Raw genomic sequence first — 22,708 nt, 5'->3', positions numbered from 1 at the left:
GTACGGTGCGGCTGACGCGGCAAGGATTATCCCCGATTTCGCCGCGCCGCAGAAACCCTGAAGATGCGCGCTTTGCCATGGCGCAGATGTCGATCAACGCGGCTGGCCCGCGCCGGAGGCGCGGTTGCGCCATGCCATCATTCACAAAATCGAGCCGACCACGCATGTCGAACGCCACCAAGACCAAACGCGATCCTGAAGGAACCCGCCGTCGCATCATGGATGCGGCCACCGAGGAGTTCGCCAAGGGCGGCCTGGCCGGCGCACGCGTCGACCAGATTGCCCGCCGCGCGGAGACCAACGAGCGCATGCTGTATTACTACTACGGCAGCAAGGAAGGGCTGTTTCTCGCCGTGCTCGAACGGCAGTACGCCCAATTCCGCGCCGCCGAGGAGCGCCTGCAGATCGGCGACGAGGACCCGGTCGCCGCGGTCCGTACGCTGGCCCGCTTCGTCTGGGACTGGTACTACCAGCACCCCGAATTCATCCGTCTGGTCAACAGCGAGAACCTGCACGAGGCGCGGCACCTGAAGAAGTCCGCGCAGCTGCACGAACTGGTCAACCCGGTGGTCGACGTGCTGGCCGAGATCGTTCGCCGCGGCCAGCTGCAGGGCGTGTTCCGCGAGGGCGTCGATGTGCCCCAGCTCTATCTGACGATCTCGGCGCTGGGCTACTACGTGCTGTCGAATCGCTACACCATCAGCGCGGTGATCGGCCGCGACGTGGCCTCGCAGGACGAGCACGAGCGCTTCGCCAAGCTGCATACGGACATGCTGCTGGCCTATCTGGCGCGGCGCTAGCGCAAGCAAGGGCGCAAGGGAAAGAAAACGGGACCGCGTTGCGGTCCCGTTTGTCATCGGCGGTCTGCTGGCATCTGCCTGCGGCTCAGCGGTACTTGCGGATGAAGTCGCGCAGCTCCGGATAGATCGTTTCGCGCCAGCGGCGGCCCGAGAAGATGCCGTAGTGCCCGCAGCGGGGCGCGGTCAGATGCTGCTTGCGGGTCTTCGGAATGCCGGCGCACAGATCGTGCGCGGCGGCGGTCTGGCCCGCGCCGGAGATGTCGTCGAGCTCGCCCTCGATCGTCATCAGCGCGGTGTGCTTGATGTCCTGCGGCCGCACCGGCTCGCCCTCGATCTCCCACGTGCCATTGGCCAGCCGGAACTCCTGGAAGACTTCGCGGATCGTGTCGAGGTAGTACTCGGCCGCCATGTCGAGCACGGCGTTGTATTCGTCGTAGAAGCGCACGTGCGCCTCGGCATCGTCCGCATCGCCCTCGATCAGGCTCAGGTAGTAGTCGTAATGCGAGGACAGATGGCGGTCCGGGTTCATCGCGACGAAGCCGGCGTGCTGCAGGAAGCCCGGATAGACGCGCCGGCCGTGGCCGGGATAGTTGGCCGGCACGGTGTAGATGACGTTGTTCTCGAACCACTCGTACGACTTGTTGGTCGCCAGCGAGTTGACCGCGGTCGGGCTTTTGCGCGCGTCGATCGGGCCGCCCATCATCGTCATCGTCCTGGGCGTCTTCTCGCCGGCCGAGGCCATCAGCGAGATCGCCGCCAGCACCGGCACCGTCGGCTGGCAGACCGACACGACATGCAGGTTCTCGGCGCCCAGATGGCGGATGAATTCCTGGATGTAGCGAATGTAGTCGGCCAGATGGAAAGGGCCGTCCTCGACCGGCACCATGCGTGCGTCGACCCAGTCGGTCACATAGACCTTGTGGTCCTGCAGCAGCGTGCGCACCGTATCGCGCAGCAGCGTCGCGTGGTGGCCCGACAGTGGCGCGCAGACCAGCACCGACGGTTCGTCCTTCAGCAGCTTGATCGTCTCGGGATCGTCGGCGTAGCGCTTGAAGCGGATCAGCTTGCAGAACGGCTTTTCCATGATCGTCTGTTCGACGATCGGAATATCGCGGCCGTTGGAGCGCACGGACTTGATGTCGAAGGCGGGCTTCTCGTATTCCTTGCCGAGCCGGTACAGCAATTCGTAGCCCGCGGCCAGCCGGGTGGCCCCCGGCACCAGCGACAGCGGGCTCAGGGGGTTGGTAAAGGTCTTGGCCGTCGCCTGGGCCCACGCGGTCAGCGGGTTCAGGATCGAGCGCTGAAATTCATGCAGTTGGTAAAGCATTGCCGAACACCTGCCTTTCGATATCGGGTTTTCTGCTGTGGCGGATTATGCGCCCAACCCGTCCGTTTTGCGAACGACCGTGCGCACGATCTTGCAACGCAGCATATACCTAAAGGTATGACGGCGTGAGTGGAACTCAATAGGACAATGGCTGTAATTCTGGCGCGGTGTTGGACTACACCGACAGGCGGACAACGAGGGGTGCCGTGCAGCGCACAAATAGGGGCCTGAGCCGGAGGGGCAGGTGCCCGGTGGGAGCACCGCGGCAGCGGCGAGAACGGCCGCCGGAAAGGAACGCGGGCCCATCGTCGATGGGCCCGCTTGAGGTCGAGATGCGGAAGCTTGCGCTTACAGCACCGCGGCGATGGCGTCGACCACCGCGTCGATATTGCGGCTATTGAGCGCGGCCACGCAGATGCGGCCGGTGCCGACCGCGTAGATGCCGTGTTCGGTCTTCAGGCGCTCGACCTGCTCGGTGGTCAGGCCCGAATACGAGAACATGCCGCGCTGCGCCTTGACGAAGGAGAAGTCGCGCGACACGCCCTTGGCGGCCAGCTTGTCGACCAGCGCGTGGCGCATCTGCTTGATGCGATCGCGCATTTCGGCCAGTTCTTCTTCCCACATCGCGCGCAGTTCCGGGCTGTTCAGCACGGTCGCGACGACGGTGCCGCCGTGCGTCGGCGGGTTCGAGTAGTTGGTGCGGATCACGCGCTTGACCTGCGACATCACACGCTGGGCCTCTTCCTTGCCGGTGGTCACGATCGACAGCGCGCCGACGCGCTCGCCATACAGCGAGAAGCTCTTCGAGAAGGAGCTCGACACGAAGAAGGGCAGGCCCGACTCGGCGAACAGGCGCACCGCGGCGCCGTCCGGGTCGATGCCGTCGGCAAAGCCCTGGTAGGCCATGTCGAGGAAGGGGATCAGGTTCCGTTCCTTGATGAGGCTCACCACCTGTTGCCACTGCTCGGCCGACAGGTCGACGCCGGTCGGGTTGTGGCAGCAGGCGTGCAGCACGACGATGGTGTTGGCCGGATACGACTTCAGCGACTCGACCATGCCGGCGAAATTGAGGCCGTGGCTCGGCGCGTCGTAGTAGGCATAGTTGACCACCGGGAAGCCGGCGGCTTCGAACAGCGCGCGGTGGTTTTCCCAGCTCGGATCGCTGATCGCGACCTTGGCGTCCGGATACAGGCGCTTCAGGAAGTCGGCGCCGATCTTCAGCGCGCCGGTGCCGCCGAGTGCCTGAGCCGTCACCACACGGCCTTCGGTGATCAGCGGCGAGTTCTTGCCGAACAGCAGCGTCTGCACCGCCTGGTCGTAGGCCGCGATGCCTTCGATCGGCAGGTAGCCGCGCGGCGTGGCGGTCGTCAGGCGCGCCTTCTCGGCTTCCTGCACCGCGCGCAGCAGCGGAATCTTCCCTTCGTCGGTGAAGTACACGCCCACGCCCAGATTGACCTTGTTGGCACGGGTGTCGGCGTTGAACGCTTCATTCAGGCCCAGGATGGGATCGCGCGGGGCCATCTCGACGGCAGAAAACAAACTCATTTGGGATTCTCGTGGTCAGCTATGTAACAAAACGGGAAGGCGTAGAATGCTCGGATTGCGCTGCGGGCGTGCGGTGGGTCCGCCTTGAAACGGACCGCGCAACCCCGAGATTCTAGCGTATCCGCCCGTATTCCAAAGGTTTTCTCCCCGTCTATGTCGAATCTCGCCGTGCCTGTCGCGGATGCCGCTCCCGCCCTGGATGAGGACAAATTCGTCAGCTTCCCCGGCTCGCCATTTCAGCTGTATCAGCCCTATCCGCCGGCCGGCGATCAGCCCGAGGCCATCCGCCAACTGGTCGAGGGCATCGAGGACGGCCTGTCCTACCAGACGCTGCTCGGCGTCACCGGCTCGGGCAAGACCTTCACGATGGCCAACGTGATTGCCCGGATGGGCCGGCCGGCTATCGTCTTTGCCCCGAACAAGACGCTGGCCGCCCAGCTTTACTCGGAGTTCCGCGAATTCTTTCCGCGCAATGCGGTCGAGTATTTCGTCAGCTATTACGACTATTACCAGCCGGAAGCCTACGTTCCGCAGCGCGATCTGTTCATCGAGAAGGACTCGTCGATCAACGAGCATATCGAGCAGATGCGGCTGTCGGCGACCAAGAGCCTGCTGGAGCGGCGCGACACGATTATCGTGGCGACGGTGTCCGCAATCTATGGTATCGGCAACCCGAACGAATACCATCAGATGATTCTGACTTTGCGGGCCGGCGACCGCATCAGCCAGCGCGACGTGATCGCGCGGCTGATCGCGATGCAGTACACCCGCAACGACACCGATTTTCAGCGCGGCACCTTCCGCGTGCGCGGCGACACCGTCGACATCTTCCCGGCCGAACACGCCGAAGTGGCGGTGCGCGTCGAACTGTTCGACGACGAGATCGAGTCGCTGCAGTATTTCGATCCGCTGACCGGCAAGGTGCGACAGAAGATTCCGCGCTTCACCGTCTATCCGTCCAGCCACTACGTGACGCCGCGCGAGACCGTGCTGCGCGCCATCGAGGCGATCAAGGCCGAGCTGCGCGAGCGGCTCGATTTCTTCTACAAGGAAAACAAGCTGGTCGAGGCGCAGCGGCTGGAGCAGCGCACGCGCTTCGACCTGGAAATGCTGGCCGAGCTCGGCTTCTGCAAGGGCATCGAAAACTATTCGCGCCATCTGTCCGGCGCGCGCCCCGGCGATCCGCCGCCGACGCTGGTCGACTACCTGCCGCCCGACGCGCTGATGTTCCTGGACGAATCGCACGTGCTGATCGGCCAGCTCAACGCGATGTACAACGGCGACCGCTCGCGCAAGACCACGCTGGTCGAATACGGCTTCCGGCTGCCGTCGGCGATGGACAACCGGCCGCTGAAGTTCGAGGAGTTCGAGCGCAAGATGCGGCAGGCGGTGTTCGTCACCGCGACGCCCGCCGATTACGAACGGGCCCATGCCGGCCAGGTGGTCGAGCAGGTGGTGCGGCCCACCGGCCTGGTCGATCCGATCATTACCGTGCGCCCGGCGGCGACCCAGGTCGACGATCTGCTGTCCGAGATCCATCTGCGGATCCAGGCCGGCGAGCGCGTGCTGGTGACCACGCTGACCAAGCGGATGGCCGAGCAGCTGACCGAGTTCCTGTCCGAGAACGGCATCAAGGTCCGCTATCTGCATTCGGACATCGACACCGTCGAACGGGTCGAGATCATCCGCGACCTGCGCCTGGGCGCCTTCGACGTGCTGGTCGGCATCAACCTGCTGCGCGAAGGGCTCGATATTCCCGAGGTGTCGCTGGTGGCGATCCTCGACGCGGACAAGGAAGGCTTCCTGCGCGCCGAGCGCTCGCTGATCCAGACGATCGGCCGCGCCGCGCGCAACGTCAACGGCACGGCCATCCTGTACGCCGACCGCATCACCGATTCGATGCGCAAGGCCATCGACGAGACCGAGCGCCGCCGCGCCAAGCAGATCGCATTCAATACGGCCAACGGCATCACGCCGCGCGGCGTGGTCAAGCGGATCAAGGACATCATCGACGGCGTCTACGATCCGAACGAGGTCAAGGCCGAGCTGATGGCCGCCGAGGAGCGCGCGCGCTACGAGGACATGAGCGAGAAGCAGGTCGCCAAGGAAATCAAGCGGCTGGAGAAAAAGATGCTCGACCATGCCAAGAACCTGGAATTCGAGCAGGCCGCACAGGTCCGCGATCAGTTGAGCAAGCTCAAGCAGCAGGTATTTGGCGCCGCGGGCGAGGGCGGGGCGCTGCCGGCCTGAGACCAAAAACCGGGGCGCTGGCTGGCGTCCCGGGGTTAAAATCGGCTCCCTTTCCGTGGCGGCCCGGCACGGCGGTCGCGAATGCCGTCAAAGGCCCGCACGACCCGCACGACCCGCAAGACTCGCAAGACTCGCAAGACTCGCACGAGCCAGACGATCCTAACGATGAAACGCTTCGCCATCTTGATGTGCTGCATGGGTAACATATGCCGCTCGCCGACCGCGGAGGGCGTGTTGCGCGCCAAGCTCGCGCAGGCGGGCCTTGCCGACGCCGTCGACGTCGATTCGGCCGGCACCCACAGCTATCACCTGGGTCACGCGCCGGACCGGCGCGCGCAGCAGCATGCGCTGGCGCGCGGTTATGACCTTGCCGGGCAGCGGGCGCGGCTGGCGGCGGTCGAAGATTTCGGCCGCTTCGATCTGGTGCTGGCGATGGACCGCGACAACCTGGCGCGGCTGCAGGCGCTGTGCCCGCCCGAGCATCGCCACAAGGTCAAGCTGCTGATGCACTTCGCGACCCGGCACGACGCCGACGAAGTGCCCGATCCCTACTACGGCGAAGGCGACGGCTTCGAGCGCGTGCTCGATTACGTCGAGGACGCCTGCGACGGTATCGTCGCGATGTTGCGCCAACGGCAATGACCCAGGGGCCGCGCCGCGGCCCGTCTGCCTCCCACCGGCGTGCGTCCGCCCTGATCCGCGTGAATCGCGCCAGTCTCTCCCTCCCTTTCCGATGTTTCGATCCCTGCTTCGCAAATGGCGCGAGTCGCGCAATGCCAGCCTGCAACTGGACGCCATCCTGTCCGCCGCCAATCCCGACGGCACGCTGGCCGAGCGCAACGGCTGGCTGATCGAGCTGGGCTACTGGCTGCGGCGCGACGGTCTGCCGGCCGACGAGGCGGGGGGAGCCGGCCGGCATGACACCACCTGGCGCGAGCATGTCCGGTTGCGCTATCTGCTGCAGGTGCTGGAACGCAATCCGGAGCTCGCGGCGCGCTTTGCGCGGACCGTCCGATCGATCGTGCGCGACAACGATCCGACGGGCCTGTTCTGCGACACCGGCGTCGCCTCGCACCCCGGCTTCTGGGGCGAAATGATGGACCGCCTGCAGGCGCGCTTCCTGTCGCCGCCGCCCAATCGCGGCGACATGGCCGACCTGTTCGCGCTGCTGTTCGTCGGCGAGCGCGACGCCGACTGGGTGGCGGCGCTCGACGCCGAGCTGCTCGATCGCCTCGGCGCGCTGCTGATGTTCGCGCCGGAGCAGGGCGGCGGGCTGGAAGGCGAAGCCGGGCACGACGTCGACGAACCAGCGGACGGCGACGTGGGCGGCGCCTCCGCCGACAACGAGCTTGCCACCCATGCCGCCTCGGCTGCCGGCCAGGCGATGCACGCACGCTACCGCGACGATTTCGCCCGCACCCTGGCCAGCAGCATCCAGGTGCTGGCCAGCCAGGTGCGCGCGACCGGCCTGAGCCAGGCGATCCGCGCGCGTCTGCAGGGACGGGTCGAGGACACGCCGTTCTTCCGCCTCGGCCCTGCCGTCGCCGCGCTGTGCGAGGAGGGGCTGCCGCGCGACAGCGATGCCTTCCGGCACCGCTTGAACTACTGCCGCGCCCTGCTCGACGGTTGCCACGACGCCGCCCGCCATGTCTACGCGGACCTGGAAGAGAACGGCGTCTCGGTCGAGGTCGTGTTCCAGATCGAGCGGATGAAGGTGCGGCTGGCGCGCATCGACATGTTGCTGGCCGCCTGGGTCGATCCCGCGCGCCGCGGCAAGGTGGCGCAACTGGCGGGCGAGCTGATCCGCACGACGCAGGCGCGCCGCAGCGTCAAGCATCTGGCCGCGGAGTCCTTCTTGCAGCTGGCCCGCAAGGTGGTCGAACGTTCCGCCGAGACCGGCGAGCACTACATCACGCGCGATCGCAAGGAGTACGGCGAACTGGTGCGCGCGGCGGCCGGCGGCGGCCTGATTACCGTGGCCACGGTCTATCTGAAATTCCTGATCTATGGCCTGCACCTGGACAAGTTCATCGAAGGACTGCTGGCCTCGCTGAACTATGCCGGCAGCTTCCTGGCGATCCACTTCGCCCATTTCACGCTGGCGACCAAGCAGCCGGCGATGACGGGCCCGGCGCTGGCGCACCGGCTCGATGCGGTCGGGCGGCCGGAGGGCAGGGAGGCCTTCGTCGACGACACCATCGCGATGATCCGCTCGAATGCGGCGGCGATCGTCGGCAACCTGGCGGTGGTGTTTCCGGTGGCGCTGGCGATCCAGTGGCTGGCCGGCAAGCTGCTGTCGGTCAATCTGATCACGCCGGACAAGGCGATCGCCACCATCGAGTCGTTCTCGATCCTCGGGCCCACGCCGCTGTATGCGGTCTTCACCGGCGTGCTGCTATGGGTATCGAGCCTGATCGCCGGCTGGGCCGACAACTGGTTCGCGCTGCACCGGATGCACGACGTGCTGGCTTACCACCGCCGCTTGCGCTATGTGCTCGGCGAGCGGGGCGCGGTACGGGTGGCCGACTTCTGGAAGCGGAACGTGTCCGGTATCGCGGCCAATGTCTCGCTCGGCTTCCTGCTCGGCCTGGGGCCGGAAATCCTGAGCTTCTTCGGGCCGCATATCGAGGTCCGGCACGTGACGCTGTCGACCGGGTCGGTCGGCACCGCGCTCGGCGTGCTCGGGGTCGAGGCGCTGCGGCTGCCGTCGCTGTGGCTGGCGGTGGCCGGCATCGCGCTGATGGGGCTGCTGAATGTCGCGGTCAGCTTCGCGCTGGCCTTCCACATGGCCCTGCGCTCGCGCAATCTGCGCAGGGTCGACCGGCGGGCGTTGAGCGCCGCGGTACGGGCGCGCATCCTGCGCCATCCGCTGTCGCTGATCGTGCCGCCGCGCCAGGCGCCGGCAGGGGCCGGAACCCGCGAGGCCTAGCCGAACCGGTTCTGCAGATGCCGGGAAGACCCCACCTTCACCGCGGTATCTGCCGGACAAGTGACATGGGTAGTTGACCGATTTAGTCGGGAAATTTATACTTGACGAAATTCATCAGGTATTACCCCCGCAATCATGAGATTGACGACCAAAGGCCGCTTCGCGGTGACCGCCATGATCGACCTGGCCATGCGCCAGGACCAGGGGCCGGTGACGCTGGCCGGCATCAGCCAACGCCAGAAGATCTCGCTGTCCTATCTGGAACAGCTGTTCGCCAAGCTGCGCCGGCACCAGATCGTCGAGAGCGTGCGTGGCCCGGGCGGCGGATACAGCCTGGCGCGCAAGTCCGAGGACGTGACGGTGGCCGACATCATCATCGCGGTGGACGAGCCGCTCGACGCCACCCAGTGCGGCGGCAAGGGCAACTGCAATGGCGACGAGAATACCGGCCGCTGCATGACCCACGAGCTGTGGGCGACGCTGAATCAGAAGATGGTCGAGTATCTGGATTCGGTCTCGCTGAAGGATCTGGTCGAGCAGCAGCGCGCCCGCCAGCCCGGCGTGCTGCGCGACATGCGCGAGGACGGCGGCGCCCGCCAGCCGGCACCGGCGGCGCGCACGCAACCGAGCGCGGCGGAAAAGGCGGACAAGCCCGCCCGGCCCAAGATGGTGAATTCGGTTTTCAGCCTGGCGCAGTCCTGAGCGGACCGCGGCCAGGCGACGCACAGTGTCCCACCCGGCAGTCAAAACAAGGCAGTGACAACGATGAGCACCCCACATTTCCCGATCTACATGGATTATTCGGCCACCACGCCGGTGGACCCGCGCGTGGCGGACAAGATGATTCCGTATCTGCGCGAGCAGTTCGGCAATCCCGCGTCGCGCAGCCACGCCTACGGCTGGGAAGCCGAGAAGGCCGTCGAGGAAGCGCGCGAGCAGGTCGCCGCGCTGGTCGGCGCCGATCCGCGCGAGATCGTCTGGACTTCCGGCGCGACCGAGTCCGACAACCTGGCGATCAAGGGCGCGGCCAATTTCTACTCGGGCAAGGGCAAGCACATCATCACGGTCAAGACCGAACACAAGGCCGTGCTCGACACCACGCGCGAACTGGAGCGCCAGGGTTTCGAGGTGACCTACCTGGACGTGCAGGAAAACGGTCTGATCGACATCGAGGTGTTCAAGCAGGCGCTGCGCCCGGACACCATCCTGGTGTCGGTGATGCTGGTCAACAACGAGATCGGCGTGATCCAGGACATCGAGCAGATCGGCGAGATCTGCCGCGAGAAGGGCATCATCTTCCATTGCGACGCCGCGCAGGCCACCGGCAAGGTCGAGATCGACCTGTCGAAGCTGAAGGTCGACCTGATGTCGTTCTCGGCGCACAAGACCTATGGCCCGAAGGGCATCGGCGCGCTGTACGTCCGCCGCAAGCCGCGCGTGCGCATCGAGGCGCAGATGCACGGCGGCGGCCACGAGCGCGGCATGCGCTCGGGCACGCTGGCGACGCACCAGATCGTCGGCATGGGTGAGGCCTTCCGCATCGCCCGCGAGGAAATGGCGACCGAGAACGAGCGCATCCGCATGCTGCGCGACCGCCTGTGGAACGGCCTGTCCGGCATGGAAGAGGTTTATCTGAACGGCGATTTCGAGCGCCGCGTGCCGCACAACCTGAACGTCAGCTTCAACTTCGTCGAAGGCGAGTCGCTGATCATGGCGATCAAGGACGTCGCCGTGTCGTCGGGCTCGGCCTGCACCTCGGCCTCGCTGGAGCCGTCCTATGTGCTGCGCGCGCTGGGCCGCAACGACGAACTGGCGCACAGCTCGATCCGCTTCACCGTCGGCCGCTTCACCACCGAACAGGAGATCGATTACACGGTCGAACTGTTGAAGAGCAAGATCGGCAAGCTGCGCGACCTGTCCCCGCTGTGGGAGATGTACAAGGACGGCGTGGACCTGAATTCGATTCAATGGGCGGCGCATTGAACGCTGTCCATCCGACCCCATAAAAGATACGTCACAGAGGTAGCCAAATGTCTTACTCCAACAAGGTACTCGACCACTACGAAAACCCCCGTAACGTCGGCTCGTTCGACAAGAACGACGACGCCGTCGGCACCGGCATGGTCGGCGCGCCGGCCTGCGGCGACGTGATGAAGCTGCAGATCAAGGTCAACGAGCAGGGCGTGATCGAGGACGCGAAGTTCAAGACCTACGGTTGCGGCTCGGCGATCGCCTCGTCGTCGCTGGTGACCGAGTGGGTCAAGGGCAAGACCGTGGACCAGGCGCTGGAGATCAAGAACACCCAGATCGCCGAGGAACTGGCGCTGCCGCCGGTCAAGATCCACTGCTCGATCCTGGCCGAGGACGCGATCAAGGCCGCGGTCGAAGACTACAAGAAGAAGCACGCGGGCGCCCCGACGCAACAGGCCGCCTGAGCGATCGAAGGGAAGTGGTAGCGATGATCACATTGACCGAAAAAGCCGCGAAGCACGTTTCGCGCTATCTGGACCGCCGGGGCAAGGGCATCGGCCTGCGGCTCGGCGTCAAGACGACCGGCTGTTCCGGCCTGGCGTACAAGCTCGAGTATGTCGACGAGCTGCAGCCGGAGGACCAGGTGTTCGAGTCGCACGGCGTCAAGGTGGTGGTCGATCCCAAGAGCCTGCCCTATATCGACGGCACCGAGCTCGACTTCGCCCGCGAAGGGTTGAACGAGGGCTTCCGCTTCAACAACCCGAACGTCAAGGACGAGTGCGGGTGCGGGGAATCGTTCCGCGTGTAAGGCCGGCGGCCTGAGCGTGTTCCTCTCCCGCTGGCGGGAGAGGGCCGGGCACGGTGGCGGCGCCTCGCGCCTCGGCGCGCGCCGCCGCCCCCGCCACAGCCTTCCAGCAGGACTACCTTGAAAGACGATTACTTTGCCTTGTTCGGGCTGCCGGCCCGCTTCACCGTCGACGAGGCCGCGCTCGACGCCGCCTACCGCACGGTGCAATCGCAGGCCCACCCGGACCGCTTTGCCCACGCGGGCGACGCCGAACGGCGCGTCGCGATGCAATGGGCCGCGCATGCGAACGAGGCCTACCGGACCCTGCGCCAGCCGCTCAAGCGCGCGATCTATCTGCTGTCGCTGCGCGGCATCGATATCCAGGCCGAGAACAATACGGCCATGGCGCCCGACTTCCTGATGCAGCAGATGGAATGGCGCGAGGCGCTGCAGGACGCGGTACAGCAGCGCGACGCCGCGGCGCTGGACGCGCTGCTGCGTTCGCTGCGCCAGCAGAAGCGCGAACGCCAGAGCGCACTGGGCGGACTGCTCGATGCCGGCGACAACGAGGCCGCGGCCGCCGCGGCGCGCCAGCTGATGTTCGTCGAGAAGATCGAGCACGACGCGAGCGAGGCGATCGACCGCCTCGAAGGCTAGCGCGGCAGGCACCATCGCGGGGGCCATGACACAATGGCGCCCCGGCAAAAGCGGGTAATGCGGCAGCGCGCCGGGCCTTCGCCCGGCCATCGCGCCGCCCGCCCCGACAACAGAAGATTGACATGGCACTGCTTCAGATTTCCGAACCCGGCATGTCGCCGGCGCCCCACCAGCGACGGCTCGCGGTCGGTATCGACCTTGGCACCACCAATTCGCTGGTAGCGGCCGTCCGCAACAGCATTCCCGAGGTGCTGGCCGACGAGAGCGGCCGCACGCTGCTGCCGTCGGTGGTGCGCTATCTGCCGAACCAGAGCGCGCAGATCGGCTTCCGCGCGCAGGAAGAGGCGGTGCGCGACCCCAAGAACACGATCGTCTCGGTCAAGCGCTTCATGGGCCGTGGCCTGCACGACGTCGCGCATATCGAGCACACCCCGTACGACTTCGTCGACGCGCCGGGCATGCTGCAGATCAAGACCGTCGCCGGCATCAAGAGCCCGGTCGAGGTGTCGGCCGAGATCCTGGCCACGCTGCGCCAGCGCGCCGAGGATGCGCTGGGCGACGACCTGGTCGGCGCGGTGATCACCGTGCCCGCCTATTTCGACGATGCGCAGCGCCAGGCGACCAAGGACGCGGCGCGTCTGGCCGGCCTCGAGGTGCTGCGCCTGCTGAACGAGCCGACCGCGGCGGCGATCGCCTACGGACTCGACAACGCCTCGGAAGGGATCTACGCGGTCTACGACCTGGGCGGCGGCACTTTCGATATCTCGGTGCTGAAGCTGACCAAGGGCGTCTTCGAGGTGATGGCGACCGGCGGCGATTCCGCACTGGGCGGCGACGACTTCGACCAGCGGCTGGTCTGCTGGATCGTCGAGCAGGCCGGCCTGCAACCGCTGTCGGCCGAGGACACGCGCCTGCTGATGGTGCGTGCGCGCGCCGCCAAGGAAGCGCTGTCGGAAGCCGACAGCACGGTCATCGACGCGGTGCTGGGCACCGGCGAGATCGTCCACCTGCCCTTGACCGCCGAGCAGTTCCGCGAGATGACCGCGCATCTGGTGCAGAAGACACTGGCGCCGGTGCGCAAGGCGCTGCGCGATGCCGGCGTGGCGCCCGACGAGGTCAAGGGCGTGGTGCTGGTCGGCGGCGCCACGCGCATGCCGTCGATCCGCAAGGCGGTTGCCGATTTCTTCGGCCAGCCGCCGCTGACCAACCTCGATCCGGACAAGGTGGTCGCGCTGGGCGCGGCGATGCAGGCCAATCTGCTGGCCGGCAACAACGCGCCGGGCGACGACTGGCTGCTGCTCGACGTGATCCCGCTGTCGCTGGGCGTCGAGACGATGGGCGGCCTGGTCGAGAAGATCATTCCGCGCAACAGCACGATCCCGGTGGCGCGCGCGCAGGAATTCACCACCTTCAAGGATGGCCAGACCGCGATGGCGATCCACGTGCTGCAGGGCGAGCGCGAGCTGGCCAGCGACTGCCGTTCGCTGGCGCGTTTCGAGCTGCGCGGGATTCCGCCGATGGTGGCCGGCGCCGCGCGTATCCGCGTGACCTACCAGGTCGATGCCGATGGCCTGCTGTCGGTGTCGGCGCGCGAGACGCAGTCGGGCGTCGAGGCCTCGATCGCCGTCAAGCCCTCGTACGGGCTCGGCGACGACGATATCGCGCGGATGCTGCAGGACAGCTTCCGCGAGGCCGAGCACGACATGAAGACCCGTGCGCTGGCCGAGGAGCGCGTCGAGGCCGAGCGCCTGCTGGAGGCCACGCGCAGCGCGCTGCAGGCCGACGGCGATCTGCTGTCGGACGACGAGCGCGCCGAGGTCGAAGCGCTGATGGCGCGCGTACGCGAGACCGCCGCCGGCGACGACCATCTGGCGATCAAGGCCGCCATCGAAACGCTGTCGCGCGGCACCGACGAGTTCGCGGCCCGCCGCATGGACCGCTCGATCAAGCAGGCGCTGGCCGGCCGCAAGGTGCAGGAGCTCGGCTGAGCGCGCTCGCCGCGACCGCCCGCCATCCCCAAATCAGGACCCGATATGCCACAGATTGTCGTACTGCCCCACGCCGAATACTGCCCCGAGGGCGCCGTCATCGAAGCCAGGAAGGGCACCAGCATCTGCGATGTGCTGCTCGAGCATGACATCGAGATCGAGCATGCCTGCGAGAAGTCGTGTGCCTGCACCACTTGCCACGTGGTGGTGCGCGAGGGCTTCGATTCGCTGAACGAAGCCGAAGAGAAAGAGGAAGACCTGCTCGACAAGGCCTGGGGCCTCGAGCCGAATTCCCGGCTGTCCTGCCAGGCGATCGTCGCCGACGAAGACCTGACCATCGAGATTCCCAAATACACGATCAACCACGCCAAGGAAGGCCACTGAGCCTTGCAGTGCCTGCCCGGGCGGCATGGCAACCCCGACGGCGAACGAAGACCTTGGAGAACCCCTGATGAAATGGACCGACACCTATGACATCGCGGCGGCGCTGTACGACAAGTACCCCGACGTCGATCCGCTGACCGTGCGCTTCACCGACCTGCGCCGCTGGGTGCTGGAGCTGGACGGCTTCGACGACCTGCCCGAGCGTTCGGGCGAGAAGATCCTCGAGGCCATCCAGGCCGCGTGGATCGCGGAAGCCGAGTAGGCTGCGGACGCAAAAAAAAAAGCGCGCTTCCATGAAGCGCGCTTTTTTGTTGGGCCGCCGCGGCGACCTCAGTCTTCCCGCCGCAGATGCGGGAACAGGATCACGTCGCGGATGTTCGGGCTGTCGGTCAGCAGCATCACCAGGCGGTCGATGCCGATGCCGCAGCCGCCCGTCGGGGGCATGCCGTATTCCAGTGCGCGGATGTAGTCGGCGTCGAAATACATCGCCTCCTCGTCGCCGGCGTCCTTCTGCTCGACCTGCTTGCGGAAGCGCTCGGCCTGGTCCTCGGCATCGTTGAGCTCCGAGAAGCCGTTGGCGATCTCGCGGCCGGTGATGAACAGCTCGAAGCGCTCGGTGATGCCGGGCACCGTATCGGAGGCGCGCGCCAGCGGCGACACCTCGACCGGATAGTCGACGATGAAGGTCGGCTCCCACAGCTGGCTCTCGGCGGTCTCCTCGAACAGCACCAGTTGCAGCGTGCCCAGTCCGGCGTTCAGGAATTGCGGCGCGCTGGTGTTGACGCCGAACTTCTTCAGCTCGGCACGCAGGAATTCGGCATCGGCCAGCTGCGCATCGGTGTATTGCGGCGCGTACTTCTGGATCGCCTGCGTGATCGTCAGACGATGGAAGGGCTTGCCCAGGTCCAGCTCGCGTCCCTGGTAGGTCAGCGTCGCACTGCCGCGCGCGTCGATCGCCGCCTTGCGGATCAGGTCCTCGGTGAAGTCCATCAGCCACCGGTAGTCGGTATAGGCCGCGTAGAACTCCATCATCGTGAACTCGGGGTTGTGGCGCGGGCTGACCCCCTCGTTGCGGAAATTGCGGTTGATCTCGAACACGCGCTCGAAGCCGCCGACGATCAGGCGCTTCAGATAGAGCTCGGGCGCGATGCGCAGGAACATCTGCATGTCCAGCGCATTGTGGTGCGTGATGAAGGGCTTGGCCGCGGCGCCGCCGGGAATCGGATGCAGCATCGGCGTTTCGACTTCCATGAAGCCGGCCTCGGCCATATGGCGGCGCAGCGACGAGATCGCCTCGGTCCGGGCGCGGAAGGTCGCGCGCGTCTCCGGCGAAACGATCAGGTCGACATAGCGCTGGCGGTACTTCATTTCCTGGTCGGCCAGGCCGTGGAACTTGTCCGGCAGCGGCCGCAGCGACTTCGACAGCAGGCGCAGCTCCTGCACCTGCACCGACAGTTCGCCCTTGTTGGTGCGGAACAGCAGCCCGCGCGCGCTGACGATGTCGCCCAGGTCCCAGTGCTTGAACTGCGCGTAGACCTCTTCGCCGACCTTGTCGCGCGTGATGTAGAACTGGATCTGGCCGCTGCCGTCCTGCACCGTGGCGAAGCTGGCCTTGCCCATCACGCGCTTGAGCATCATGCGGCCGGCCACCGCGACCTCGACCGGACTGGCCTCGAGCGCGGCCTGGTCGGCCTCGCCGTACTGCGCGTGCAGGCTGGCGGCCTGGTGGGTCGGGCGGAAGTCGTTGGGAAAGGCGACGCCTTGCTGACGCAGCGCTTGCAGCTTCTCGCGCCGTTCGGCAATGATCTTGTTTTCGTCGACGGCGGGGGCCTGCTCGGCAGGCGCGCGGGTGGGTTCGGTCATGATGTCGTCAAAGGGCGGGGCACGAGGGCCGCGCGGGAAAGTCAGGTATTGCGGATATCGTCCAGTTCGGTGCTGCCGAAGTCGGCGCGCTGCAGATAGGCGGCGATGCGGGCCGCGGCCTCGTCGGGGCTGGTCAGCTGCGCGTTGGCCTTCAGCGAGCGGAAGCGTTCGACCTGGGCGAAGTCGGCCTCGCGGATCGCGGCCTGCATGCCGGTATCGACCACGCCCGGGGCCAGCGCCACCGCGCGCACGCGGCGCTCGGCCGGCAGCGACGCGTATTCGGCATTGACCGAGCGCACGAACATGTCGAGCGCCGCCTTGCCGGCGCAGTAGGCACTCCAGCCCTCGACCGGCCGGCGCGCGGCGCCCGACGAGATCGCCAGCACCTTGCGCGGGCAGCCAAAGCGCTCGCTGCGCGCCAGAAAGGCCGCGGTCATCGTCATCGGCGACACCAGGTTGGTCATCAGGTGCGGCACCAGCGTGGCCTCCTGCAGCTCGGCGATCGGCGCGATCGGCTCGATCACGCCGGCGTTCAGCACCAGCGTCGCGCTGGCGGGGGCGTCGATGCTGTCGAGCACGCTCGCCAGCCAGCTTGCCGCCTGCGCGGGCTTCGACAGGTCCTGCAGATGCCAGGCGATCGGCACGCCGCTGGCCTGCGCGGCCTGCTCCAGTTCGGCATTGCGGCTGCGCGCCACGCATACCAGCCGGTTGCCCGGCACCATCAGCGCGCGCACCAGCGCGGCGCCCAGCCCGCGCGAGGCGCCGGTGACGATGATCAGATGCGATGCGTCGGTCGTAGCGTCGGTCGATGCGGCTGTGGTCATGGATGTCGCCCTGGCGGAGAGAGAGGTCGGACCCCGCGGCACGGCCGCGCCGCGGGATGGGTGGCGCGGCCGGCGCCGGTGCTGCGCTTACAGGCCCTGTTTCAGGCTCGCTTCGATGAAGTTGTCCAGGTCGCCGTCCAGCACCTTCTGCGTGTTGGACATTTCGACGTTGGTGCGCAGGTCCTTGATGCGGCTCTGGTCCAGCACGTACGAGCGGATCTGGTGGCCCCAGCCCACATCGGTCTTGGTCGATTCGAGCTTGTCGGCCTCGGCCTGGCGCTTGCGCATCTCGTGCTCGTACAGGCGCGACTTCAGCATCGACATCGCCTCGGCGCGGTTGCGGTGCTGCGAGCGGTCGTTCTGGCACTGCACCACGATGCCGGTCGGAATATGCGTGATCCGCACCGCCGAATCGGTCTTGTTGATGTGCTGGCCGCCCGCGCCGGAGGCGCGATAGGTATCGACGCGCAGGTCCGCCGGATTGATCTCGACCTCGAACGAGTCGTCGACCTCCGGATAGACGAACACCGACGAGAACGAGGTGTGCCGGCCGCCCGAGGAATCGAACGGCGACTTGCGCACCAGCCGGTGCACGCCGGTCTCGGTACGCAGATAGCCGAACGCGTATTCGCCCTCGACCTTGATCGTGGCGCTCTTGATGCCGGCGACGTCGCCCTCGGATTCTTCCAGCACCTCGGCCTTGAAGCCCTTGCGCTCGCAGTACTTCAGGTACTGGCGCAGCAGCATCGAGGCCCAGTCGCACGCCTCGGTACCGCCGGCGCCGGCCTGGATGTCGATGAAGGCATTGGCCTGATCGAGTTCGCCGGAGAACATGCGGCGGAACTCCATGTCGGCGACGGTCGCCTCGAAGCCCTTGACGTCCTCTTCGATCGACACCAGCGTGTCGTCATCGCCCTCTTCACGCGCGAGCTCGAACAGCTCCTGCGCGCTTTCCAGATCCTCGGTCAGCTTGCCCAGGACCTGGACCACGCCTTCGAGCATCTTCTTTTCCTTGCCGAGATCCTGGGCCCGCTTCGGGTTGTTCCAGACCTCGGGGTCCTCCAGTTCGCCGTTGACTTCGGCCAGACGTCCTACCTTGACGTCGTAGTCAAAGATACCCCCGTAGATCTTCCGTCCGGGAACGGAGATCGGAGATGGCGCCGGAGATGGCGTTGAGGCGTTCTGCTTCCATGGTGTTCTTGCGCTTTGAAAACCGTGAATTATAGCGGAACGGGGAGGCATTCCCCGGGCAATGACGGATAATGCGCCGCGCGGACGGCCACGCTTTGGCGATGCCGGGGCCGCGGCGGCTCGGGTCCTGCCCGGGTCACCGCTGGGCGATTCCGGACGCCGCGCCGAACTGTGGCCGTGACCGATGGTCTACAGTTGCGGGTGCGTCAACCGTTACATCGGTGGCGCCGCTTCCGTTTTTATCCGCCGTTCCAGTCCGCCGCCGCGACAGCCGGGCCCGTAGATCCGGGCCATCGATATTGCGGCGGGCGCCAGATTTCCGATGCCGCCATGACGATGCCAGCCACCACGACCTTCCCGACCGCGACCGCCACCGACGCCCCCGCCATCGGCCGGCGTCGCGCCATCGCCGCGCTGGCCGCCACGATGCTGGCCACGCTGGCCGGCTGCGGCACGGTGGGCGAGGGCGGCCCCGCGCCGGATGGCTTCTACCGTGTCCGCTCCGGTGACACGTTGTATTCGATCGCGCGCCGCCATCGCCGCTCGGTGCGCGATCTGGTGCGCTGGAACGCGTTGCCAAGCGCCGACCGCATCGAAGTGGGCCAGCTGATCCGCGTCCGGCCTGCCGCCGGCGCCACGGCGGCGGCGGCGAGCAACGCCAGCGGCCCGACCACGGTCGAGGACACGCCGCGCGCCGCGGCGCCGTCGAGCCGGCCGCCGTCCAGCCGCATCGCGCTGCAATGGCCGGCGGACGGCACGGTCACGCACGGCTATTCGCCGCCGTCGAGCAAGGGCCTTCGCATCGCGGTGCCGGCCAACGGCACCGTGCGCGCGGCCGCGGCCGGCTGGGCCATCCATGTCGGCGCGCTGCGCGGCTATGGCACGCTGGTGATCGTCAAGCACAACGACGACTGGCTGACCGTCTACGGCAATCTGGATCAGCCGATGGTCAAGGAAGGCGCCCACGTCGATGCGGGCCAGGTGGTGGGCCGCATGGGCGCCGCCGCCAGCGAGCTGCATTTCGAGGTGCGCGGCAACGGCAAGCCGGTCGATCCGGCCAGCATGCTGCCCGCACGGGGATAGGCGATCCGTTTCGTCGTCCCCACGCAGGCGGCGACCCAGTGACTGCAAACTGGCCGGACAAGCCGCTGCCGCCCCGCCTGCGCGGGGGCGACAGCGTGAGGCGCCGGCTTGCTATTGCGCGTGCTCGATCACCATCTGCACGCGCGTGACGCCGTTGAAGGTGTTGTTGTCGAGCCGGTAGGCGACCATCGCGCTGGCGCCCAGCGTGTCGGCGTGGTTGAACCAGATCGCGTCGAACTGGCGCTTGCCGCGTCCGAGCTGCAGCTTCAGATGCTTGCCCTTGAGCACGGTCTGGCGCAGCACGTCGAACTCCCCGCAGAAGGTCGGCGGCGGGAAGCCCTGGCCCCATACCTGCTGCTCCAGCAGCGACACGAAGGCCGGATCGAAGCAGTGGTCCTCGATCTCGCCGTCGGTCTCGATCACGCGGGCCAGGTGATCGTCGGTCAGCCATTCGCGGCCGATGCCCTCGAACGCGTCCATGAAGCGTTCGAAGTCGCCGGCCCGCAGCGTCAGGCCGGCCGCCATCGCATGGCCGCCGAACTTGACCAGCAGACCGGGATGACGCTTGGAGACCAGATCGAGCGCATCGCGCAGATGAAAGCCCGGGATCGAGCGGCCCGAGCCCTTGATCGTGGCCTCGTCGCCCGGCGCGAAGGTGATCGTCGGCCGATGGAATTTCTCCTTCAGGCGCGACGCGACGATGCCGATCACGCCCTGGTGCCAGGTGTCGTTGAACACGCTGACGGTAAAGCGCGACGACGGATCGAGCCCGTCCAGCGGACGTTCGAGGATCTGCAGCGCTTCCTGCTGCATGCCCGCCTCGATGTCGCGCCGCTCCCGGTTCATCGCATCGAGCTGCTGGGCGATCTCCCAGGCGCGCTCCGCATCGTCGCTGAGCAGGCATTCGATGCCGAGCGACATGTCCGCCAGCCGTCCCGCGGCGTTCAGCCGCGGCCCCAGGCCGAAGCCGAGATCGAAGGTGGTGGCGCGGCTGGCCTCGCGTCCGGCCGCGCGGAACAGCGCGGCCACGCCCGCATGCATGCGGCCCGCGCGCATGCGCTTCAGGCCCTGCGCGACCAGGATGCGGTTGTTGGTGTCGAGCTTGACCACGTCGGCCACGGTACCGAGCGCGACCAGATCGAGCAGCGTGTCCAGCCGCGGCTGGCTGGCCGGCGTGAACACGCCGCGCTGGCGCAGTTCGGCGCGCAGCGCCAGCAGCACGTAGAACATCACGCCGACGCCTGCCAGGTTCTTGCTGGGGAAGCCGCAGCCCGGCTGGTTCGGATTGACGATCACCGCGGCGTCGGGCAGCCGGTCGCCCGGCAGATGGTGGTCGGTGACGACCACGTCGATGCCGCGCGCATTGGCCGCGGCCACGCCATCGACGCTCGCGATGCCGTTGTCGACGGTGACGATCACGTCGGGATTGCGCTGCGCCGCCAGCGCGACGATCTCCGGCGTCAGGCCGTAGCCGTATTCGAAGCGGTTCGGCACGATGTAGTCGACCTGCGCGCCGAGCATCCGCAAACCGCGCACGCCGACCGCGCAGGCGGTGGCGCCGTCGCAGTCGTAATCGGCGACGATCAGCAGCCGGCGGCGGGCCGCGATCGCGTCGGCCAGATAGACTGCGGCGCGGTCGATGCCCTTCATCGCCTGCGGCGCCATCAGCTCGGGCAGGTCGGTGGCCAGCTCGCGCGCATGGGTGACGCCGCGCGCCGACAGGATGCGCGCCAGCGTCGGATGCAGGCCCAGCGCGGCGAGGGCGCTGGCGTGGTCGGGCTGGTGGGGGCGGATCGCGATGCGGGTCATGGAGTCGGAACGATAGCGGAGCAGGGGCCGGCGCGGCGGCAACGCATACTGAGCGGGTAAGACGGGAGAAGTGGCATCGGCATGGTCGCGCTCATGCGGCCAGCGCCAGATCGGACAGCAGCGCGCGCCAGTCGCCGCGCATGCCCAGGCCGCGCCAGAACTTGCGCAGGTCGCCCCGGCGCACGGTGAATTCGGCGTGATGGTCGTCGCCGCCGAGCACCAGCGTCAGCGCCTGCAGCCGGCCCGCCTCGAGCGCGGCCAGCGCCGGCGCGAACCAGTCGGCCTCGAGCGCATGCAGCCGCTCGATCCAGCTGCCCCAGTCCTCGGCGATATAGGCCGAGGCGCAGGCATCGAGCAGTGCCATGGCACTGCCGTCGGCGTGCTGCGACGTCTCCGAGGCCAGCGCCGCCAGCGAGGACGGCAAGGGCCGGCATGCGGCGCCGCCGGCCAGCGCCAGCCCGCGCAGCAGCGGATCGTCGGCCAGCACCGTATCGGCCAGCCGTGGCACCGGCCGCAGCGCGCCGCCGCCATGCAGCCAGACCGAGTTGACGGGCAGCGCGCCGCTGGCCTCGCGCGCCTGGTTGACCGGATGGTCGAACCAGGTCATCTGGATCTCGTTCTGCAGCCGACGCCAGTCACGCTCGCGCGGGCCGGACTGCATCCACACATCGATATTGCGGCCGGCCGCGCGCAGCGGCGGCGTCGCGTCCAGCGGGCCGAACACGGCCTCGGGCAGATACCAGCGGCCGGGATGGGGAGCGTCCAGCGCAATGCCGGAATCGTCCAGCAGCGGCCCGATGGCCTCGCGCAGCGCGGCCGATTCGGCGGCGTCCAGCGTCAGCAGCGCCGGGTCCATCAGCACCAGATGATCGCGCGCGGCATGGATATGGACCGGCTGCAGGCAGACCCACGACCGCTCGTCGCGGCCCGCCGCGGCGCCGCCATGGTCGGCCAGCCGCATGTAGGGGGCGGTGGGCACGCGCGCCGTGTCCAGGCCCGCGCGCGCCGCCAGCCAGCGTTCATGCGGCAGCGAGCGCAGCGCGGTCGGGTCGTAGCCCTGGCCGTGGCGCTCGCGCGCAGTGGCGCCAGCGCGGGTCAGCAACTTTCCCAGCGCCGGCAACTCCAACTGGCGCAGCAGCGCGCCGGCAATGCCGCCACCGGTGCCGTTCGGTTCGTCCAGGCCCTCGGTATCCGCGCCGGGCGGGACCGAAAAGGGCACAATCAGGGTCAGGTGCGTCGTCATGGTTGGCGAGATTGTAAACTCGCGGCTGGCCGGCGCGTCCCGATTCACCGAATTGGC

At 67.3% G+C, this 22,708-nt stretch carries 20 protein-coding genes; 13 read left to right on the top strand and 7 right to left on the bottom strand.

Features of this window, described 5'->3' with window-relative positions:
• The first annotated feature begins 164 nt into the window (after positions 1-164).
• Complete coding sequence (locus F7Q96_RS20970) at positions 165-800, top strand: TetR family transcriptional regulator (protein WP_053821496.1); 636 nt, start codon at positions 165-167, stop codon at positions 798-800.
• 85 nt (positions 801-885) lie between these two features.
• Here the strand turns inward: F7Q96_RS20970 and F7Q96_RS20965 are convergent, their stop codons facing one another.
• Both F7Q96_RS20965 and F7Q96_RS20960 read right to left on the bottom strand, forming a co-directional pair.
• A complete protein-coding gene (locus F7Q96_RS20965) occupies positions 886-2,127 on the bottom strand; it encodes a polyhydroxyalkanoate depolymerase (RefSeq protein WP_151023241.1) in 1,242 nt (413 codons plus the stop codon).
• A 348-nt stretch (positions 2,128-2,475) separates the two neighbouring features.
• Positions 2,476-3,672 carry an amino acid aminotransferase gene (locus tag F7Q96_RS20960; protein WP_053821497.1) on the bottom strand — a complete coding sequence of 399 codons (1,197 nt, stop codon included), beginning with the start codon at positions 3,670-3,672 and terminating at the stop codon, positions 2,476-2,478.
• 153 nt (positions 3,673-3,825) lie between these two features.
• Between F7Q96_RS20960 and uvrB the strand changes: the two genes are divergently transcribed.
• From uvrB to iscX, 11 genes are all read left to right on the top strand, one after another.
• Positions 3,826-5,922, top strand: a complete 2,097-nt coding sequence (gene uvrB / locus F7Q96_RS20955) for an excinuclease ABC subunit UvrB (protein ID WP_053821498.1) — start codon at positions 3,826-3,828, stop codon at positions 5,920-5,922.
• A gap of 165 nt (positions 5,923-6,087) precedes the next feature.
• Positions 6,088-6,564, top strand: a complete 477-nt coding sequence (locus F7Q96_RS20950; protein ID WP_053821499.1) for a low molecular weight protein-tyrosine-phosphatase — start codon at positions 6,088-6,090, stop codon at positions 6,562-6,564.
• Positions 6,565-6,655: 91 nt separating this feature from the next.
• Positions 6,656-8,851 (top strand): site-specific recombinase, encoded by a 2,196-nt coding sequence (locus tag F7Q96_RS20945; protein WP_151023240.1) that lies wholly within the window; start codon positions 6,656-6,658, stop codon positions 8,849-8,851.
• A gap of 135 nt (positions 8,852-8,986) precedes the next feature.
• Positions 8,987-9,553: a Fe-S cluster assembly transcriptional regulator IscR gene (iscR, locus tag F7Q96_RS20940; protein ID WP_053821501.1), complete on the top strand. Its 567-nt coding sequence runs from the start codon at positions 8,987-8,989 to the stop codon at positions 9,551-9,553.
• A gap of 63 nt (positions 9,554-9,616) precedes the next feature.
• Positions 9,617-10,834, top strand: coding sequence for an IscS subfamily cysteine desulfurase (locus F7Q96_RS20935; RefSeq protein ID WP_053821502.1), 1,218 nt, complete (start codon positions 9,617-9,619; stop codon positions 10,832-10,834).
• A 47-nt stretch (positions 10,835-10,881) separates the two neighbouring features.
• Positions 10,882-11,286: a Fe-S cluster assembly scaffold IscU gene (iscU, locus tag F7Q96_RS20930; RefSeq protein ID WP_053821503.1), complete on the top strand. Its 405-nt coding sequence runs from the start codon at positions 10,882-10,884 to the stop codon at positions 11,284-11,286.
• A gap of 23 nt (positions 11,287-11,309) precedes the next feature.
• On the top strand, positions 11,310-11,630 hold the full coding sequence (gene iscA, locus F7Q96_RS20925; protein WP_023263777.1) for an iron-sulfur cluster assembly protein IscA: 321 nt from the start codon (positions 11,310-11,312) through the stop codon (positions 11,628-11,630).
• A gap of 117 nt (positions 11,631-11,747) precedes the next feature.
• On the top strand, positions 11,748-12,266 hold the full coding sequence (gene hscB, locus F7Q96_RS20920; protein ID WP_053821504.1) for a Fe-S protein assembly co-chaperone HscB: 519 nt from the start codon (positions 11,748-11,750) through the stop codon (positions 12,264-12,266).
• Positions 12,267-12,388: 122 nt separating this feature from the next.
• Positions 12,389-14,254, top strand: a complete 1,866-nt coding sequence (gene hscA / locus F7Q96_RS20915; protein WP_053821505.1) for a Fe-S protein assembly chaperone HscA — start codon at positions 12,389-12,391, stop codon at positions 14,252-14,254.
• Between the two features lie 45 nt (positions 14,255-14,299).
• The gene (fdx, locus tag F7Q96_RS20910; RefSeq protein ID WP_053821506.1) at positions 14,300-14,638 is read left to right on the top strand and encodes an ISC system 2Fe-2S type ferredoxin; all 339 of its coding nucleotides are present in this window, start codon (positions 14,300-14,302) and stop codon (positions 14,636-14,638) included.
• A gap of 67 nt (positions 14,639-14,705) precedes the next feature.
• The gene (gene iscX / locus F7Q96_RS20905; protein ID WP_006577719.1) at positions 14,706-14,900 is read left to right on the top strand and encodes a Fe-S cluster assembly protein IscX; all 195 of its coding nucleotides are present in this window, start codon (positions 14,706-14,708) and stop codon (positions 14,898-14,900) included.
• Positions 14,901-14,968: 68 nt separating this feature from the next.
• On the opposite strand, the gene lysS is transcribed toward iscX, so the two are convergent.
• From lysS to prfB, 3 genes are all read right to left on the bottom strand, one after another.
• A complete protein-coding gene (gene lysS, locus F7Q96_RS20900; protein WP_053821507.1) occupies positions 14,969-16,501 on the bottom strand; it encodes a lysine--tRNA ligase in 1,533 nt (510 codons plus the stop codon).
• A gap of 41 nt (positions 16,502-16,542) precedes the next feature.
• Complete coding sequence (locus F7Q96_RS20895) at positions 16,543-17,325, bottom strand: SDR family oxidoreductase (protein ID WP_151023239.1); 783 nt, start codon at positions 17,323-17,325, stop codon at positions 16,543-16,545.
• Between the two features lie 87 nt (positions 17,326-17,412).
• Positions 17,413-18,517 (bottom strand): peptide chain release factor 2 gene (gene prfB, locus F7Q96_RS20890; RefSeq protein WP_144425760.1). Its coding sequence is split into 2 segments (ribosomal slippage): positions 17,413-18,435 and positions 18,437-18,517, totalling 1,104 coding nucleotides; the frame shifts between segments, so codons are not numbered across the junction.
• 335 nt (positions 18,518-18,852) lie between these two features.
• Here prfB and F7Q96_RS20885 point away from each other — a divergent pair.
• Positions 18,853-19,599 carry a M23 family metallopeptidase gene (locus F7Q96_RS20885; RefSeq protein ID WP_151023243.1) on the top strand — a complete coding sequence of 249 codons (747 nt, stop codon included), beginning with the start codon at positions 18,853-18,855 and terminating at the stop codon, positions 19,597-19,599.
• Between the two features lie 111 nt (positions 19,600-19,710).
• On the opposite strand, the gene recJ is transcribed toward F7Q96_RS20885, so the two are convergent.
• Positions 19,711-21,408: a single-stranded-DNA-specific exonuclease RecJ gene (gene recJ, locus F7Q96_RS20880; RefSeq protein ID WP_053821508.1), complete on the bottom strand. Its 1,698-nt coding sequence runs from the start codon at positions 21,406-21,408 to the stop codon at positions 19,711-19,713.
• A gap of 91 nt (positions 21,409-21,499) precedes the next feature.
• Positions 21,500-22,651: a hypothetical protein gene (locus F7Q96_RS20875; protein WP_053823045.1), complete on the bottom strand. Its 1,152-nt coding sequence runs from the start codon at positions 22,649-22,651 to the stop codon at positions 21,500-21,502.
• Between the last annotated feature and the right edge of the window lie 57 nt (positions 22,652-22,708).

This window comes from Cupriavidus gilardii (assembly GCF_008801915.1).
Classification (GTDB): domain Bacteria; phylum Pseudomonadota; class Gammaproteobacteria; order Burkholderiales; family Burkholderiaceae; genus Cupriavidus; species Cupriavidus gilardii.
This window is presented reverse-complemented; position numbering and strand designations above follow the sequence as displayed.